This window comes from Frankia sp. QA3 (assembly GCF_000262465.1).
GTDB lineage: Bacteria > Actinomycetota > Actinomycetes > Frankiales > Frankiaceae > Frankia.
Genome location: NZ_CM001489.1, coordinates 2,641,939 through 2,658,781, shown reverse-complemented (window position 1 = coordinate 2,658,781; position 16,843 = coordinate 2,641,939). Strand labels below are relative to the sequence as shown.

The following is a 16,843-nucleotide window of genomic DNA, read 5'->3' as shown; positions in this document are numbered from 1 at the left end:
GACCCACATGGCACACGCCATTGTCAATCCGGACGGTTTGCACGACCCGGTCCCGTTCGGCTACAGCCACACCGCCACCGTCCTTGCAGGTACGGAACTGGTGCTCATCGCGGGTCAGTACGGATCGGGCCCAGACGGCGCGGTTGTCTCGACCGACTTCACCGAGCAGGTGAAGCAGACGTTCCGCAACATCGGCGTCGCTCTTGCCGCCCATGGGCTCGACCTCAGCCACGTCGTCCAGCTCAGGACGTATGTGGTGGACCATGACGTCAGCAAGCTTGGGCCAATCGCCGGGGCCGTGCAGGAGGGCTGGGGTACGAAACCGCCCACGCAAACCCTCATCGGTGTCGCGAGCCTGGCTGCCCCTGACGTGCTGTTCGAGGTCGAGGCCCTCGCCGCCCGGCCCTGACTCGCCGCCGCCCGCAGCCGGCTGTTCAACCCGACGCGGGCGGCGGTTCAGTAACGGGGTGGCGTAGCAGTGTGAACGGGCGCCACCGGACACGATGGTCCGGGCACCACGTCGCTCTGGTGACGGACCGCCTCGTAGGCGAGCGCACGCGGCTCGCCTACGAGGCGTCGACGGATTCCACCGAACTTGGGTCATCGCGGTATCAGGGTGTCGAGCCTGCGCGAAGACCAGATCGCCGCGATCTGGAGCCGGCCAGATTCGAGCCGGTGTCGCTTTCAGGGACGTAAGACGCCGGTTCCTCGCGTACTCCTCTCCGTCACGCTCGCCGGACCCGCCCCATCTGGCGGTACTGGAAAGTCCCGGCTTGGTCAGGGCTGCTCCCACCCTGACCGGCACCCTGGACCAGGCTGCCCTCAGCTCCACCCGCCCTACCGCGACAGGACAGGCGGTGAAGGTCTCTCACCTCCACTCGAGCCACAACGCCTCACGGCGCAAACCGAATGTGCGACAGAGCCAGGAAACCGACAGTCCCGCCTCACGCTGCCCTGGAGCTCCTATGGCTTCAGGAGCCTGGTCAGGCTGGTGAGGCTGTCCTGGCCGTGGCCGGCGGTTATGCCGCGCCGGAAGAGGTCCAGCATCGCCGCCGGGACCGAACCGTCCACGCCAGCCTCCTGCGCGGTGTGCAGCACGTGCTCGAGACTCGCCACGCCCATGGCCAGGTTGTCCACGTCGCCCTTGTGGTCGCCGGCGTCGATGCGCGGGGCGTAGAACTCCAGGAAGTACCGAAAGTCCATGGTCTTCACGGCGTGGGGCAGGAACTCCCGCGCCGAGATGCCGTTGGCCTGCGCCACCGCCTGACCGTGCAGGTAACCGACCAGTCCGGTCCAGAACATGTCGATCCCGATCTGGTAGTAGAGCGCGGCCCGGCCCGGGTCCTCGCCGAGGTAGTCGATACCGGTCAGGACCTCCAGGTCCGTGCGGTGGGCCTCGATCGCCTCCCTCGGGCCGCTGTAGTAGGTCATGGCTTCCGGAGTGCCGATGGCCGGTGGCGGCACCTGCACCCCACCGGTGATCTGCACGGCGCCGCGGGCGGAGATCCACCCTGCCGCCTCGCGAGCCCGGGCGGGAGAGTCGGAGGTGAGGTTGGCCACGGTCCGGCCGGCCAGGGCGGTGGGGGCCTGCTCGAGGATCGCGTACACGGCGCGGTAGTCGGTCAGGCTCAGCACCACCAGATCGTTGGCATTGAGCGCGGCCTCCACCGTGTCCGCTCGACGAGCACCGTGGGCGACCAGCCCGTCGGCCTTGCCCGGCGTGCGGTTCCACACGGTGACCTCGTAGCCCTGGTCCAGGTAGGTGTTGGCCATCGCGTGCCCCATTGGCCCGAGGCCGATCACGGTTACGGAGGTGTCAGTCATGGATCTCCTGTCCGGACTAAAAAGAACGTTCTACTCGGCGTGTCCACCCTACTAGAACGAACGCTCTACTCGCTAGGATGGTGACATGAGGACCAAGCACGAGATCGGCACCAGGGAGAGGATCGTCCAGGCCACATCCCGCCTCATGCAACGACAGGGTTGCGAGGCGACCGGCCTCAAGCAGATCTCACAGGAGGCCCATGCCACGCTCGGCTCGGTCTACCACTTCTTCCCTGGCGGCAAGACCGAGCTGACGATCGCGGCCATTGCGTACGGGGACAGGGAGTTCTCCGAGTTCCTGCGGGCCGCGCTGGAGCGGGTGGACGATCCGGCAGAGGCGATCACCGCGTGCGCCGACCGGCTGGCGGAGGAACTACGCGACTCCGGATGGTTGGACGGCTGTCCCGTCACCACCACCGCGCTGGAAAGCGCGGGTCGCGTCCCGGACATCCAGCGCGCCGCCGAACAGGCGTTCGCGAACTGGCGTGGCCTGGTCGACGACAAGCTCCGCCGTTCCGGCTTCCCCGAGGACGTGGCGCGCGACCTCGCGCACACGGTGATCAACACATTGGAAGGCGCGGAGATGTCCGCCCAGGTGTCGCAGAGCGAGACGCCCTTGCATCTCGCGGGCAGGCATCTGGCCCGGCTCGTCAACTCCTATCGCTGACCCTGCCGGCGTCGCCGGCGCGGGCACGTGCTGAGCTGATCGGACTTCCGCCGCCGTCACCAGGCCACCGCCATGCGCTGCCACTACCAACGCCGCGTCGCGGTTCACCGAGAACCCCGGCGAGCAAGCAGAACCAAGACAGCGACCACAAAGAAATCACTGCGGCTGTAGTACTAAGACGGTGTGTGCGCCCTTCACCGACTGGGAGTCGATCACGCCGGCGGTGGGTTCGGTGTCGCGACCCTCCTGCTCGCGCGCCCTGTCCCGTAACGCGTCGTGGATCTTCGCGGTGATGCCCGTGTCGTGCCAGCGGGCACCGGAGTCAACTCGGTGCGGGGAGGGCGCCGCGGCCGGGTCCGTCACTCCTGCGGCCGCCCCGCGCCATAGCGGGCGTCGGCGCCGGTGCCGATTTCGACGGCGAACGCGGCATACGAAGAGGGATTCTCCAGCGCGTCGGCGGTGCTGATGGTGTGGTAGGCGGGTAGCTGGATATGTGTCGTCGGGTCGACCGCCGGTGACCAGTCGTGTCCGTTGATCGTCGCGCCTGACCATTCCGGCACGTCGACCCGCGAGGTGCCGATGGTGTCGAAGAGGGTCGCGTGAACCGCCTCGTGGATGAGAGATGCCGAGCGGGCGTGCGGTCCGTTTCGTGTGGAGAACAGGTCGCCGACCTCCGTGCGGGTGTTCGGCGGCGGGTAGGTGTGGGCGGGGAACTCATCAATGACCGCCCAGGCGAACCGTGCCGGGATCGCCTCCAGGATCACGCGCGCCGCCGTCAGCCGGGTGACGAACGTGACCAGGCTCGCGGCGTCCGGTGACGTCGTCATGATGTGGTGTCCGAACGCGGTTGTCAGCGCCGGCGTCGGGATCCCCGCGTCGAGCGCGGCGATGCTGGCATTCAGCCAGGCCACTGCCTCGTCCACGGCCTCGCCGCTGTCGACCAGGGGCAGCAGCCCCTTCCAGTTCGTGACGGCGTCCGCGGGCACGCTCTCGACAAAGTCGACGGTCTCGCTGTTGAAGTCGTAACGCAGGTAGCGCGGCGCGCTGACGACATGACCGCCGGCCGGGACGAGGGCACCGTGGTCGTCGACCGTGGCCTTCACCCGCTTGAACAGCCACACCTTGGTGTGCCAGGCCCCGCGGCCGGTGATCGCCCCGTCGAAGTCTCCGGCCAGGAGCGGGTCGTCGACGTGCCAGTGCGGCGCGATCGGGCGGGGTGCCGGGTAGGAGACGGCGTCCCTGAGCCAGTCGTACCGCTGGTACTCGTTGCCGCGGAAGAAGTAGGCGAATCCTGACTTCACCCCGCCGCCGGTGAACACCGCGTCGATGTGGGTCCACGAGGCGGGCAACGACCACGGCCCCGCGATGTCGCGCGGCTCGCCGTCCGGGGTGAGCGTGTCGGCGCGCAACCGCAGGTACTTCCCACCGGCGAAGACGTAGACGAAGTCCGCGTAGGCCCCCTGCCCGGCGAGCACGCCGTCGAGGTCACGGTCGAACGGCGCCGGCCAACCCAGCGACGAGATCCGTCGAGGCTGACCCGAGCCGACCACACGGTCGGGGTCGGCGCCGAAGTCGTGGTCGACGGCCCAGCCGCGGCTGAACACGGTGACGATGTCACCGGCTCCGGGTAGGACGACCGAGCCGTCGATGCGGGCGCTGGAAGCCATGACATTCCTTTCCTGCCTGAGCGAGGCTTCGTGACGAGCGAGTGGCTGGTGCTGGCGATACAGCTGTTCGGCGTCCCTGGCTGCGCGCGGACGAGATGGGCCATCGGCGTCGGCTGTGGTCGGCTAGGCGCGTGTCGCCGGGCCGCGCCGCCCGATCGGGTCGACGACGACGAGGTCGTAGTGCGCGCCAGCGGGGATCGGAGCTGGGTCGGTCCAGGCGAGGTCGGGGTCGAGGACGGCCACGACGGCCCGCCGCTCCGATGCGGTGCCGGGCGTGCCGCGGTAGATCTCCAGGTGGTAGGGCGTACTCGCCGTGGGATGGGCGGTGGGCAAGCCGCTCAGTGTGAGCTCGATGGAGCCGTCAGCGGTCGCGGTGACGGCCGGCGCGGGGGGCGGGGCGGGGTCGGCTGGTGGGATGGGCAGCGACTCGGCCGCCAGGGAGGGCTCGCTCCAAAGCCCCTCGGAACTGTCTCCGACCGCGCTCCAGACCGGCTCCACGCCGCCGTCGGCGGGCAGCGCGACCGTCCCGGGCGGGAGGGCTGGTTCGGCCGGGTAACGCGCCTCGGCGTACCAGACCGTGCGGACGAAGGGGATGAGCTCGGCGGCCGGCACCGTCACCGTCGCTGTCCAGCCGCCGTCGGCGTCGGGGCCGGTCAGGTTCCCGCTGGTCCACACGGGGGCGAAGTGGCGGGCGAGGCCGCGGCGGGTGCGGCGCAGGCGGTACTCCGGCGCGCCGCCCGGTGCGGCGGCGAGCGGCTCGGGGCGCAGGCCGCGGGCGCGCACCGTCAGGGTGAGGCCGCCTGCGGGGTCGGTGACCGCGTCGAGCAGGGGCGGCGGCGGTCGGTCGATGCTGGGGACGGCGACCGGGACCAGGCCGCAGGTCTGGAAGGCGGCCTCCGCCCCGCCGGCGGTGAGCGGCACGACGCGGACGAGCTGGACGCCGCGCAGCCCGCCGGGGATGCGGGTGGCGAAGGGGACGAAACCGTCGCCGGCGGGGGTGCCCGTGATCTCTCCGAGGAAGGTGAAGGCCCCTTTGGCGGTGAGGTTGGCGCTGGCGGGGTGGATCACCTTAGCCTGTGCGGCCCGGACCGGGGTGTCGGCCAGCGAGATACCGAGTTCGCCGGCAAGGCGGCGGGCGTCGCCGAGGTAGATCCGGTAGCGGGCGGCGCCGGGGCGCGGCGGCCAGCGGAGGGCGAGCTCGGCCTGGCCGGTCGCGTCCCGCTGGCCAGTCCACAGGAGCATTGGCGAGGTGGGGATTGCCCGCGGCGCGCGGGCGTCGTACGCGGCGCAGTCGGTCGTGGACGGTACCGACGCGGTGCCGGCGGCGTCGCGGTACGTGGAGACGACCTGCACACCGCGCTGTTCGCCGACCTCGAACGGGTTCGGTGCCGGCTCGAGGACGACCGTGTCACCCGGGGTGACCGGCCTGGGTGGGAGTGCAACCCCGTCCACGCTGACCCGCAGCTCCGTGACCGGCAGGCCGCCGGGGGACGCATGGGCGGGGTCCGGCACGGCGTAGCGGAGGTGGAGGGTACCGGGCACGCGCGGTCCGCTCGTGCCGTCGTCCGGGTCGGCGTGGAAGGTCGCCTCCACCACCGGCGGGGGCGGCGCGGGCCGGTCGGGCGAGGGCAGGGCGAGATCGGAGCCGCCGGACCACTGGCCGAACTCGTCGGCCACCCAGACCCGCCAGCTCGCGCCGGCCGGGCCGGCCGGAACGGCGCGGTCCTCAAGGACGCGGCTGTGGCTGTCATCACTGGCCCGGTTCGGCACCAGCGGCAGGGCGCGGGTGACATAGCCCTGCCCCGGCGGTGGCTCGAGGCGGTGCAGCGCGACGGGACCACTCGGCGCCATCCGGGCGAAGCCGACCATGCCGGGTGCCGGCCGTGCGCCGAGGGAGATCCGCTGCCGCCAGCTTTCCCCGCCGGTGCGGCCGGGTTCGCCCTGGGGGTTCCAGGCGCCGGGCTCGGCGGCGGTGAGCTGGAAGGGGTCGGGCGGGTCCGGTGGGGCGTCACCGGCGGCGACCGCCACCGCGACCAGCGGCACACTGGACCATGGGCCGCTCTCGCGGTCACCGGGCCGTCCGGGGAGGTCGGCCAGGAGGTCCCGCGCGTCCGGGAAGACGCTGTGCAGCAGCCCGTCGAGCCGGCCGGCGAGCTGGGAGCGGCGTCCGAGCACGTCGTCGAGGGTCAGTGGGCGCGCTCCGCTCGGCCGGAGGACGGCGCGGCCCCGCTGGATGGCCCAGCGGCTGGCGATGACCCAGACGTTGGCCCGTTCCACCGGCCTGGTGGCGCCGAACGGGACGGCGGTGACGAGGCCGAGGTAGCGGGCGATCTGAGGGTCGACGGCCATCGTCAGCAGCGACGGGGTCACGGCGGCACTGGCCGTGACCGGCTGGTTGCCAGGGGCCGGAGCGGTATCGCTGAACGTGGCGTGGACTGGTGAGAGGTCGCGGTCGCTCCAGCCCCGGGCGAGCCACGGGTCGACGAGCTCCGGCGCGATCCGATCCATGATCCGCGCGGTCTCGTCGCCGGGGTCGGTGTCGTCGGGGAGTGCGCCCGTCGGGTTGTCGGGCGGGCTGAGCCGGCGCGGCGCGGCCAGGCCGACGCGCTCCTTCGCCGCGGCCAGCGGGTCGTTCGGCCCGGGGGCATACCAGTAGCCGGCGGCGAGCGGCAGCCCGAAGGTGAGGTCCGGTTCCCGCTCGATGACCTGTTCGATGGCCAGGACCGACCGCGGCAGGGCCCGGGTCGTGCCGATCGTCCCGGCACCGGATGCCCGCAGGCGGACGACGCCCGTGTGGCCGAACCGGAACGGCTCGCGACGGCGGGTGGCGATGACGTGGGCGCCGCCACCCGCCGTCTCGGCGGTGTCCAGCAGGTCGAGACGCAGGCCGCGGTTGTCGACGTCGACCTCGATCCAGACGTAGGGGTTCGCCGCGGAGACGCCGAACAGGGAGCCCTCGGCGAACCCGCCCACCCGCTCCAGGTCGAAGGGGACGGCCAGAGAGTTACCCGCGGCGTCGCGCCACCGGATCGGCGGCTCGCCCGCGTCGTGGCCGTGCTCCAGCCTCCAGGCGGCGAACGGGTGCAGCGGGAAGCCGACCAACGGGCTGAGCCGGACCCGGAGGTGGAACCCCGCCGCCAGCCACGGCACGCCGTCGGCGGCGACGGCGCTCGCCCGGAACAGCGCTGGCTGTGCGACATCTGGTCTCATGGCAGATCCTCCGCGAAGCCTGGAGTCGGCGACACCGGGCACTCGAGCGCCGTCGTGACCGGCACCGTGGCGGCCTCCAGCGGGATGTCCTGGAGGGTCAGGGCGAGAAGGAGCGGGGCGGCCGGCACGAGGGGGAAGTCGGTCAGGAACAGCAGCCGGTCGCCGGAGGTGGAGCGGATCATCCCCTCGAACACCTGCCCGTCGCAGGAGAGCCCGTCCACCCGCAGCCGGCCGCCGAAGTCGGCGAGGCCGAGCGTGTCCGCCCGGTGGATGGGTTCGGGAGCCTCGAGCAGCACGCCGTGGAGCACCCAGACGCCACCGTCGTCCGTCCAGAGCGCGGTCGCGCGAGCCAGCCGGGCATGGGGGAGCCGGCCGAGTCCGAGCCTGGTGAGGGCGCGTTCGACGGCGCCGTCGGCGGTCGTGTCGCCGGCGGTCACCGGAATCCGGTCGACCCGTAGGTCGCCAGCGACGCCGCCGCCCCCCGCGTGGCGGGTGACGAAGCCGAGGTCGGCGAGCAGGTCGCGTGGGCTGGCGTAGCGGGAGGTGCCGAAGATCCCGCCGCGGATCGCGGCGCCTCCCGACCGCCCGGAGCCGGCGGAGTCGAGGAAGGGAAAGGCCAGGGACAGCTCGTAGTCGGACAGCGGGCGCAGCGTGGGCCGCCCGCCGAGCGTCGCGCCCGGCGACGGGTACGGGCAGGCGCCTGCCGCGGACGTCGCCTCGTGGAAGCGCAGATCCGCCTTCGGCAGCAGGGCCGAGACGGCGGCCTGCCAGATGTTGGTGGCCGGGAAGGTCTGCTCCTCGAACGGGTCGGGTTCCCCCTTCGTCGGGTCGGTACGCCGGACGCGCACCAGGGTGTCGTGGTCGTAGACGGCGGCGAGGTCCGGCACGTGGTTGACGTCGAGCTGGACGCCGACCGGGTCGTCGCGGAACCAGTGGCCGGTCCGGTCGGCCGGCGTCCAGGACAGGACGTAGCGTTCCAGGTAGGCAGGGTCGAAGTTGTCCACCTTCCGGAGGACCGCCGGGGCGGCGACGTAGGTCTCGTAGTGCTCCAGGGCGGCGGCGACGCCGGTCCCCTGGAGGTACTGCACGCCGTTGCTCAGCGCGGGTCCGGACATGTCCGGAGTGCGCAACCAGTAGCTGTCCGTGTGGGTGTGCACGTCGCCGTTCTTGCCGTCGCGCCGGCTCTGGCCGGAGAGGCCGACATCAATGCGGTAGACGGTGTTGGGGCGCAGCATCCGCCGTGGCGTGACCGTGGGGGCCTTGGCGGCGACGGCCTGGCCGGCCTTGTTGGTCGCCGCGGTGGCGGTGTCCGCCGCGTCCCTCGCCCGCCCGCAGATGCCGCGGACACCGAGCACCCGCGGCGCGAGGGCGGCGTGGTACTCCAGCGCGATGGCGGTGTAGGGACCACCGGCGATCCCGTAGCCGCGGACGAAGGCGTCGTCCGAGACGGGCTCGTCGCCCAGGACGGGTAACGGGACCGACCCACCCGGGCCGATCAGGCTGACCTCCATCCGGCGGTCGGCGTAGTCCGGCGGCCAGCGCGGCAGGCTCAGGCCGAGGTGTGGGTCGAGCAACGGCTCGGAGAAGGTGAGGACGACCCTGACCGGCAGCTCGGCGATTCCCGGGGCGCTCTCGTGCGGCTCGAGGTCGAGGGGCAGACCGACCACGTGGGGGAGGGTGAAGCCGCCGGTGAAGGCACGGCCGATCCCTCGTAGCGGGGCGTCGAACGCCGTGGGCGCTCCGAGCCGCAGGGGGAACGTCACCGGGAAGAACCCGGTGGCCGAGTTGTCGACGGGGATTCCCCACCACTCGGCGGTGACGTGGACGTCGAACCCCGAGGCGTAGGGGCCGGGCGCGGGTTCCGTCGGCAACCGCCACGGCCGGCCTGGGCCGGGCCGGTCGGCGAGGCTCCCGAGCGCCCAGCCAGGTTCGGCGACGAACCGCTCGTGACAGCGGCGGACGATACCGGGGACGGGGTCGTGCGGAGCGTTGACGGCGCCGTCGGCCAGCTTGCGTATCCAGAGGGCTGACTCCCAGGTGAGCAGCGCCAGCTCCCGCGCGCCCGGTTCTCCGGGCGCGCCCGTGACGGGCTCCTGCCAGGCAGCCTCCAGCGGCCCGGCTTCCGGTGTCGCGGCCCCGGTGGCCGGGTCGATCGCGGTGAGGGTGATCGAGGTGAGGGTGTAGGTGTAGCTGAGGCGCTCGTTACCGATGATGCCGCTGCCGACCGGTACCGCGGTCCAGTCGATCTTCTCGGTAAACGGGCCTGGTAGCAGGCCGTTGGCCGGGCCGTGCGTGAACTGCAGGAGAGGGATCACGTCCGGCCAGACGACCGGGAGTTTCTCGAGCGGCGGCTGGGTCGGCGCGCGGACGGCGTCGGCCAGCCTGGTGTAGCGGTGGTCGGCGAGGACAACCGACTCGAGCGGCCAGTCGTCCGGGTCGGGGATCGCCTCGCTCGGATTGCCGATCCTGATGGTGACGCAGCCCTCGAGGCTGAAGAAGAACAGGTCGACCTCGCCGCAGACCTGAAATCTCACCCAGGGCTCGCCGAGATCGGGGGCGATGAGGAAGTCGATCGCGGCGCTGGCGCCGATGGAGACGGGACCGAGGTGCAGGCTGCCGGAGAGGTGGCCGGTCCCGGCGAGCAGCAGGGGATGGGTGCCGAGCGCGAGGATGACGGACGCGGAGACGTCGACGTGGATGAGCGGGATGCCGTAGACGGCGGTGAAGCCGGCGCCGAAGCCGAGCGAGAAGCCGTTCGGCGAGAGCGTCGAGTGAGGGCCGCCGAGTTCGGGGATGCCGGCCCCCTCGACCATGAAGAAGGCCCAGGCATTGGCGGTAAGGATGCCCGGGAGCACCTTAGCCTGGATGGGGCCGGGGCCGCGATCATGCCAGCCGTCCGAGCCGAGCCGGACGTACCAGCGCTCCGGATGATCTGTCTCCGCTGTCGGAAAGTGTGCGCCGAACGGCACGTCGACGGTGAACAGGACGGGCACCTCGTAGTGGCCGCGGGCGGCGATGGTGACGCCGTCCTTGGCGACGGTGAGCACGCCGACGAAGCCGCCGCCGGCGGCGGGCGGTCCCAGGTCGTCGTCGGTCTTCACCCGCGGGTACAGCACGCGGCCCTGAAGGCTCGCGCGAACGGCGGTGTCCGGCAGACCGATGACCACGACGCCCTTGGCGCTGAAGGTGAAGCCCAGGTCCGGGGCGGTGCCGACCACCACGCCGAGGCCGAAGACACTCCCGCCGGGGGCACCGATGTACGCCTCGGTGTCGAAAGGGTCCAGTTCGAGCTGGAACAGGACGGGGTCCTTGCCCGGTCCGGGGACGGGCAGAGCGGCATTGACGCCGAAGACACCTCCCAGCCCGTAGAGCCCGAGGCCGCTGTTGGCGAAGGGGATCGGCCCGGCCAGGTCCGCCCCCAGCGAGAAGATCAGCGCGGTGACGCCGTTGCCGAGGTCGGAGTAGGTGAGACTGGCGAAGGCGCCGACGTCGAGCGGGACGACCGTGGCGGCGAGGGCGACGTCCAGCCGGTCGGGGCCGAGCGTCGCCTTGCCGCTGGCCGTGAACAGCCCCGGCATGTTGAGAGCGGCGTCGAGCCCACGCACCTCGGGGCGCAGCGCGCCGTTGCGGCCGAGCGTGACGCGGACCGTCGCCCCGCTGACCCGGACCGGGCCAAGGTCGACCGCGAACCGCAGATCGATCTCGAACCACTGCGAGCCATGACCGGAGCGGCTGCCGAGCACGTCGAAGAGGTCCTTGAGCGTGCCGGGCGACTGGACCTGCCAGCCGCCGGGGTCCTCCACGTCGACGTCGGCCTCACCGAACGAGAGGTGGAAGCGGTCCAGGCCGGACTGGGCGAAGTCGACCAGCAGCCGGACGTTGCGATAGCGCAGGCGCATGGGCACGCTGGGCTTCATCCCGATGCTCATGAAGCCGAGGTCGATGGGCCTGACCACGACGTCGACGCTGTAGTCGACACGGAGGGCGACCCTGGTGCCGGCGGAGCCGAGCCCGGCGTCCACCTCGACCGCGTGGAGGACGACCGTGCCGTCGTCGAGGAACGCGCTGAGGCCGGCGGCGGCGACCAGCAGCATGTGCAGCGTCGCGCCGAAGCCGTCGTACTCGCTCTGCTGCGGTGTGGGCGGGGCGGCATCGGCGATGAAGGCGGTCGCGAGGGCCGCGGCGGTAACGACCACCCTGCCGGCAGGGTCCTGGCCCCGCACGCAAAGCAGCCCTTGGTCGCCACCGGCCTCGACCACCAGGCCGAAGTCGAACTCGCTCGTGCCGGGCCTGCGCGCGAAGCGGCCGGTCACGCGCAGCGGGCGGCCGCCGAGCAGCTCGATGGTTCCGACGCCCGGCGGGCCGGCGGCCTCGTCCAGGTTCCAGGTGGTGCGGATCTCGACCGTGGCCGGCAGCGCGGAGGCCAGGGAGGTCGCGCCGGGGTCGTCCCACACGAGGGTGACGTCGAAGGCCGGGCGCGACCCGTCGGCCGGGACGTGCGCCTCCGTGCGTCCATAGAGGCCGCCCGGCATGCCGAGGTCGAACTCGACCGGGATCGGGCCGCTCCCGACCAGCGGAGTCTGCGCCGGCAGGAAGAGCTCGGCCGCGCGGATCGCCACGCCCTCCCAGCCCGGCGCCGCGGACCGTGCCGGGCCGCCGACCCCGCCGGACACCGGCGCGGGCGCGTCCGTGGGCGAGGAGTCGACCGTCAGACCGCCGGGGAGGTGAAGGCCGAAGCCCTGACCGCCCAGCAGGAAGGCGGCTGGCGCGGTACCGACGGTCAGGACGCCCCGCGCGGCGGCGTCGACAGCGACGATGCCCTGCCGCGCGGGGCGCTCGACGCTGCCCTCGATACGGATCGCCAAAGGGTCGGCGCCGTTGAGAGTGAGCGCGACCCTGCCGCCGGCCGGCGCCGCGACGATCGCACGCCTGCCGGAGGCATCGACCTGGATTGCGGCCGGCACGCAGGCGGCCGGGAGCTTCAGCAGGCCGTCGGCGGGCTTGAGGTCGAGCTGGAAGCCGGTAGGCGTGGCCGCCGGGCCGGTCAGCCGAAGGTCGAACGGGATCGCGGGACCGAGCGGGTCGATGGTGAGTTCGGCGAAGCCGCCGGCCGAATCGTCGCCGGCGGCCTGGACATCGCCGGAGAGTGGCACGGCGGCAGGCCCGGCAGGCGGCGACAGATCCGTCGAGAGGTGCTCGAGGAGCCGCCGGATTTCGACCGGCAGGACAATGCGGTCCAGGGCGTCGGGTAGTAACTGTCCCAGGAACCCGAGCATGGAAACGGCCATGAGCCCGCCCTTTCTGGGCAGCCGGTCCCGCGTCTGAGGGGCCGGCGGTTGAGATGTTCTAACCAGTCGAGGACGAGGCCAGTTTGTGGACGGGAAGTCGTTAGCGGTGTCTGCCCGGCTTCATAACGCTGCTTCTACTCGGAGGCGTGGTGCGCTGTGTGGCGGTAGTCCCGAGGGGGATGCCGCGGGCGGCCCGGAAGGCGTGGCTGAAGTCGGACAGGTGGGAGCACCCCCAGCGCGTTGGCTACGGGCGCCCAGTGAGCCATCGCGCACCAGGCCTCGAAGCGTTCCGCCACGGGCAGGTTCTTGCTTCGGAACACCGTCTCGATCATCGAATTTGCACCGAGATCCCCCGCTGGTTCAGCTCTCTCATTCCGATCTGAGCAGACAGCGACAGTAAACCTGACACCGGGGTTGTCCGAGCGTGGTTCGAGGGTGAGTGTGGCGTCGGCTTGCGGATAGGAGAGGAGGATGCGGTCAGCTCGGCGCGGCGCTAGAATCACCGGTTCCGGCACACCCGGTACGGCGGGCCGCGTCGCCCCTCCCTCGGCCAGCGGGAGCACGACGGCCAAGGCGATGTTCGTTCCCCGCCGCTGGTACTGGTCCCGCTCCCCGCGGACCGTAACGGACAGCAGCAGATGGCCGCGCGGTCGGATACCCGCAGCAGGCTGCACGCACACGCCGCTGGCCAGCCACCCTGGTCCTCTCCGGCGCCGGTCCCGCCCCTGAAGGAATGGGCAGAATGCTGCGAGCAAACCCTGGGACAAGACGCTGAGAAGGTCGCACATGTAGGGGCCAGGCACAGATGAGCAACCGGCCGCGTACATGAACAGTAAATGAGCAGTGGTCAGGTGTCTTGGAGCATTCGCTGCCGGCGGTCACGCTCGGTGGTGTGGTCTTGGTCGTGTCCCGTTGGCTCTGGGTGCGGCGGGGCGGGGTTCGCGGCTCGTAGCGTTGCGTCCCGCGAGGTGATGGTTTCCGATGAATCGCCATGTCGATGGTCCGGTGGGGGAGAGCGCGCCGGCGGGGGAGGGCGCGCCGGCGGGGGAGGGCACGCCGGCGGGGGAGGGCGCGCCGGTGGGGGAGTGCGCGCCGGCCGGGGAGACGGTCGTTCTGCTGCGGTTGGCCGATGGCGAGGTCCGTCGGCCGTTGGATGGATTGCGTGCGGCTGAGGTGGTTGCCGGTGTGCCGTGGCGGGTGGCCCGTGGCGTTCGTGAGCAGCGGCATGGTGTGCGGAAACTGCGCAGGCTTCTCGGACGCTGTGCTGTCTGGACTGCTGGTCAGGGGGGTGGGGTGAAGGTGGGGATGGCGTTGTCGGAGCCGCGCCACAGGTACGCGGTGAGCTGCTGGCCGGCGGCCTTCTCGTCGGCCGGCCTGGCGGGTAGGGGCCAGCGGAGTTGGGTGTAGAGGGTGGTGCGGTGCTGGTCGTAGGCGGTTTCGATCAGCTCGCCGAAGGTCTGCGCGCGGGCGGGGATGACCCAGGTGACCGTCAAGGCGGCCACGGCCAGGCCGGTGGGGATGGCGAGCAGGGTGAAGGGCGCGAAGGCGGTGAACAGCAGGGCCCAGAGGGCGGTGGTGGTGGCGGTGTCGAGGGCGGTGCGGGCGGCGAGGAGGTCGGTGCGGAGGGTGTCGGGGAGGGCGGGCCAGAGGCGGGGCCAGCAGATGACGGTGTCGAGGCCGTATTTGTCGGTGGGGCGGCGTTCGGCGGCGCGCAGGATGTTGCCGATGGGGGTGGGGAGGAAGTAGCCGGGGGTGGCGGGGGAGGGGTGGCGTCGGCGGCGTCGTTCGAGGCGGGTGTAGACGGCCAGCTGCCGGCTGGTCGGGACTGCGGGGGGTTGGACGGCGGCGTAGGCGGTCTGCCAGGCCTGCTGGTCAGCGGCGGCACGGGTGGCGGCGCGAGCGGCGAGCCGGTGGCGCAGCGGGTCGGCCCAGGCCGGCCAGTAGCCCTCGAGCAGGCGCAGGGCGGAGGGGGCGGCCTGGTTCACCACCACCGCGGAGGCGGCGACGGTGAGCAGCCCGGTGAGGATGGCCAGGACCTGGACAGCGGGGGTTTGCCGGTCCAGCCAGGCGGTGTGGGGGGCGAGGGTGTGCAGGCCGCCGTGGTGGTGGGTCCAGGCGGCGAGTCCGGCGAGCCAGAAGACGAGGGCGGGGGTGGTGAGGGCGGCCCAGCGGTCGGCGAGTTTGCTGCCGATGGCTTTCCAGAACTCGTCGAGCATGCGCTTAGCTTCGAGCCAGGGCGACCTGGTGGGTGGGGCAGTCGGGGATGGGAGCGGCGACATCAGGTCGGTACCAGGTGTAGTCGCCGTGGGGGCAGGTGTAACGGTCGGCTCCCGCGGGACCGGGGTCTCCGGCGAGGCCGACGCCTGGACGGCCGGGCTGGTTGTCGGGTTGCTGGTCGGGGGGCCGGTAGTGGGGGGCGTCGGCGAGGACGTCGTGGAGGAACCGGCGGGTGTGGGGGTGGGCGTCGAGCAGGGCCCGGAGCTGGTGGGCGCGGGCGGCGGGTTCGGCAGGGGTGGTGAGGATGCCGGCGATGCGTCGGTCGAGGTCGGCGGCGTCGCCGGCGGTGAACCAGTCGGTCAGGTAGGGGCGGATCACCTGGGCGGCGATGCGGATGCCCTGGTCGGTGTCGGTGTTGGTCATGAGGGGTTCTCCCTGGCAGGGGTCAGGCGCCGGTGTGCAGGTGTGAGGCCCACAGCGAGGGGAAGCGGGGCCGGTAGTCACGGAGGTCCAGGACGGCGTGGTGGACGGCGTGGGCGGGGCTGTGGCCGGCGGACAGGGCGGTGTAGATGTTGTCGGCGAGGGTGACGGCGTAGCGGTCGTTGAGGAGCCGGCCCTGGGAGGGATCGGTCGGGTTGGCGGCGCCGTGGCAGGCGAAGCGCGCCCACCGGCCCGTGGGGAGCGCGGCCAGGACCGCCGGGCGGGTGGCCTGCGGGCCGGTGAGCAGGTCGACCTGGTCGGGGAAACGCTCGAGTAGGTGGGTGGTTGCGGCTTGGGCGCCGGGCAGGTCGGTGGCGTCGGGGGCATGGCGATGGCGACCAGCCGCCCCCCGCCGGTAAGGCTGACCTGGTCTTCCGGATGGGTGGGGCGGGTGTGGGTGAGGGCGTGCAGGGTGGGGGTGGTGGCGGAGATGATCCGGTCGATCACCACCGACCCGTTGTCGGCGGCAGCGTGGAGTTCGCTGATCAGCGGGGGGCGCAGGAATCGTTCAAATCCGGCCTGCCCGCGGATCTGGTCGATCACGGCTTCGAACGCCACACCGGCCGCCTGCCGCCGTCCGCTCTCATTGCTGTCACCGGCTGTGAGGGTACTTCCGGGACCGATTGAAGGGTCCGCCTGGTCCAGTTCGTCGCGCAGGCGGGTGAACGCCTCGGCCAGGGTGGGATGCTGGCCGGCGAGAGCGGTCAGGTCGGTGCGGGTGTCCAACGCCTGCCCGAGCAACACCCCCCGGCCCGCCTCGAACAGCTCCACCCCCCGCTCGGCCAGTCCGGTGTGGATGCAGCACACCGCCGCGTCCGCGCCGAGATTCCCTAGTTCGGCGAGGAGATGTTCCTGATCATCGCGGTCCAGGCTGCGAGGAGCGAGCTGGCCCACCAGCTCGGCCGCGCGGGTGAACCCGGCTACCGCCTCCTCCCACCGCTCCCCGCCCGCGGCTGCCCGCCCCCAGCCGACAGCCGCCCGCACCCGCATCCGCGGCGAGACACCCACCACCTCCACTGCCTCTTGCCCGGCGGTGACGGCGGCATCGAGGTCGGCGAGCTGTCCGCTGCGCTCGAACCGCGCCTGCAGGGCGAGGGCGAGGTCGAGGTCGAACAGCATCATGGCTCGGCCAGGGTGATAGCCGGGAGTGGCATCCACCACCTGGTGGAGCAGGTCGATTGCGGTGTTCAGCGCGGCGGGGCCACCGGTACGCAGGGTCTTCTCCAGGAGGTCGACGGCCCCGTCAGCTCCGGCCTGGGCAGGGTCGGACGTGCTGGGTCTGTCCTCGTTGAAGAAGGTGCGTATCTGGTCGGGGACCGCGTCGGGGAGTGCCTGGTACACCGGGGCGAACAGATCCAGAGCGGCGGCGAGATCGTCCTGATCCTCCCCTGGGTCCAGGACCAGGTAACGCTCCCAGTGCAACCATCCCGCCACAGAAGCGATCTGCAGGCACGATCGCCTCCGGCGGGAACCGGAACCCGGCGAACTCC

8 protein-coding genes and 1 pseudogene are annotated in these 16,843 nt (G+C 71.9%); 2 read left to right on the top strand and 7 right to left on the bottom strand.

Features of this window, described 5'->3' with window-relative positions; genetic code table 11:
• The first annotated feature begins 7 nt into the window (after nt 1-7).
• Complete coding sequence (locus FRAQA3DRAFT_RS10820; RefSeq protein ID WP_009739087.1) at nt 8-409, top strand: RidA family protein; 402 nt, start codon at nt 8-10, stop codon at nt 407-409.
• A gap of 554 nt (nt 410-963) precedes the next feature.
• Here the strand turns inward: FRAQA3DRAFT_RS10820 and FRAQA3DRAFT_RS10815 are convergent.
• A complete protein-coding gene (locus FRAQA3DRAFT_RS10815; RefSeq protein WP_009739086.1) occupies nt 964-1,824 on the bottom strand; it encodes an NAD(P)-dependent oxidoreductase in 861 nt (286 codons plus the stop codon).
• 85 nt (nt 1,825-1,909) lie between these two features.
• On the opposite strand from FRAQA3DRAFT_RS10815, the gene FRAQA3DRAFT_RS10810 reads away from it, so the two are divergent.
• The gene (locus tag FRAQA3DRAFT_RS10810; RefSeq protein WP_009739085.1) at nt 1,910-2,491 is read left to right on the top strand and encodes a TetR/AcrR family transcriptional regulator; all 582 of its coding nucleotides are present in this window, start codon (nt 1,910-1,912) and stop codon (nt 2,489-2,491) included.
• A 177-nt stretch (nt 2,492-2,668) separates the two neighbouring features.
• On the opposite strand, the pseudogene FRAQA3DRAFT_RS10805 reads toward FRAQA3DRAFT_RS10810, so the two are convergent.
• The 6 genes and pseudogenes from FRAQA3DRAFT_RS10805 to FRAQA3DRAFT_RS37080 all read right to left on the bottom strand — a co-directional run.
• A pseudogene (locus FRAQA3DRAFT_RS10805) lies at nt 2,669-2,806 on the bottom strand (IS5/IS1182 family transposase); the annotation flags it as partial.
• A gap of 44 nt (nt 2,807-2,850) precedes the next feature.
• Entirely contained in the window at nt 2,851-4,158 is a 1,308-nt protein-coding gene (locus FRAQA3DRAFT_RS10800; RefSeq protein ID WP_009739084.1) for a hemopexin, read from the bottom strand.
• Between the two features lie 123 nt (nt 4,159-4,281).
• The gene (locus FRAQA3DRAFT_RS10795) at nt 4,282-7,368 is read right to left on the bottom strand and encodes a hypothetical protein (RefSeq protein ID WP_009739083.1); all 3,087 of its coding nucleotides are present in this window, start codon (nt 7,366-7,368) and stop codon (nt 4,282-4,284) included.
• The gene (locus FRAQA3DRAFT_RS10790; RefSeq protein WP_009739082.1) at nt 7,365-12,656 is read right to left on the bottom strand and encodes a hypothetical protein; all 5,292 of its coding nucleotides are present in this window, start codon (nt 12,654-12,656) and stop codon (nt 7,365-7,367) included. Before FRAQA3DRAFT_RS10790 ends, FRAQA3DRAFT_RS10795 begins: the two co-directional genes overlap by 4 nt.
• A 1,280-nt stretch (nt 12,657-13,936) precedes the next feature.
• Nucleotides 13,937-14,872: a hypothetical protein gene (locus tag FRAQA3DRAFT_RS10785; RefSeq protein ID WP_009739081.1), complete on the bottom strand. Its 936-nt coding sequence runs from the start codon at nt 14,870-14,872 to the stop codon at nt 13,937-13,939.
• 4 nt (nt 14,873-14,876) lie between these two features.
• The gene (locus tag FRAQA3DRAFT_RS37080; RefSeq protein ID WP_232292002.1) at nt 14,877-16,787 is read right to left on the bottom strand and encodes a hypothetical protein; all 1,911 of its coding nucleotides are present in this window, start codon (nt 16,785-16,787) and stop codon (nt 14,877-14,879) included.
• Nucleotides 16,788-16,843 lie beyond the last annotated feature (56 nt).

What these genes read in the sequence shown, in the direction of transcription:
- FRAQA3DRAFT_RS10815 (WP_009739086.1), bottom strand. Translation starts at nt 1,824, where the DNA reads ATGACTGACACCTCCGTAACCGTGATCGGCCTCGGGCCAATGGGGCAC.
- FRAQA3DRAFT_RS10785 (WP_009739081.1), bottom strand. Translation starts at nt 14,872, where the DNA reads ATGCTCGACGAGTTCTGGAAAGCCATCGGCAGCAAACTCGCCGACCGC.
- FRAQA3DRAFT_RS10790 (WP_009739082.1), bottom strand. Translation starts at nt 12,656, where the DNA reads ATGGCCGTTTCCATGCTCGGGTTCCTGGGACAGTTACTACCCGACGCC.
- FRAQA3DRAFT_RS10800 (WP_009739084.1), bottom strand. Translation starts at nt 4,158, where the DNA reads ATGGCTTCCAGCGCCCGCATCGACGGCTCGGTCGTCCTACCCGGAGCC.
- FRAQA3DRAFT_RS10820 (WP_009739087.1), top strand. Translation starts at nt 8, where the DNA reads ATGGCACACGCCATTGTCAATCCGGACGGTTTGCACGACCCGGTCCCG.
- FRAQA3DRAFT_RS10795 (WP_009739083.1), bottom strand. Translation starts at nt 7,368, where the DNA reads ATGAGACCAGATGTCGCACAGCCAGCGCTGTTCCGGGCGAGCGCCGTC.
- FRAQA3DRAFT_RS10810 (WP_009739085.1), top strand. Translation starts at nt 1,910, where the DNA reads ATGAGGACCAAGCACGAGATCGGCACCAGGGAGAGGATCGTCCAGGCC.